This window comes from Streptomyces minutiscleroticus (genome assembly GCF_014650875.1).
Taxonomy (GTDB): domain Bacteria; phylum Actinomycetota; class Actinomycetes; order Streptomycetales; family Streptomycetaceae; genus Streptomyces; species Streptomyces minutiscleroticus.
Genome location: NZ_BMVU01000238.1, coordinates 1 through 712 on the forward strand (window position 1 = coordinate 1; position 712 = coordinate 712).

1 protein-coding gene and 1 pseudogene are annotated in these 712 nt (G+C 39.7%); both read left to right on the plus strand.

Features of this window, described 5'->3' with window-relative positions; all coding sequences use genetic code 11:
* Positions 1-220: pseudogene (locus IE271_RS44520) on the plus strand (hypothetical protein); the annotation flags it as partial.
* A 109-nt stretch (positions 221-329) separates the two neighbouring features.
* A partial coding sequence (locus IE271_RS44525) for a lyase family protein (protein WP_268256282.1) occupies positions 330-712 on the plus strand: 383 nt, incomplete at its 3' end.

Genomic DNA, 712 nt, shown 5'->3' on the forward strand with positions numbered 1-712 from the left:
GGATAGCTTGATGTTCCCCCTATTTGAAATCTTTAATGGCAGGGAATTGAAAATCACTTACCGCCCAAGAAATATCATTCCTGTAAGGGATTATTTAGGGGCTCAAAAGCGCTTCAAACACCTTTTCAAAAAAGAAAACGAACACATTATTGAAGAATTGCAAAAAGATGTGAATGAGCGTTGGGAATACTTGCAACGCAGAGAAGAGGCTAAAGTATAACCCTTCTCTCAAATCAAGGCGCTTTGTTGCGTCTTGTGTGATTTCCCCCCTTGACTTTTTAAACTCCTTTAAAGTAACATAAATCCTATTTTGATTGTAAGGATTGTCGGTGTTAGAACGCTATGCGAATGAAGAAATGAAAGCTCTATGGAATGAGCAAACCAAGTTTGAAACCTATTTAGAAGTGGAAAAAGCTGTCGTTAGGGCGTGGAACAAGCTTGGGCAAATCCAAGATAGCGATTGTGAAAAAATCTGCTCAAAGGCGGCATTCAACCTTGAGCGCATCAAAGAAATTGAGAAAACCACTAAGCATGATTTAGTCGCTTTCACTACTTGCGTGGCTGAAAGCCTGGGCGAAGAATCGCGCTTTTTTCATTATGGGATCACTTCTAGCGATTGCATTGATACGGCTATGGCGTTATTGATGACAAAAAGCTTAAAACTCATTCAAAAAGGCGTTAAAAACCTCTATGAAACCCTTAAAAACAGGGC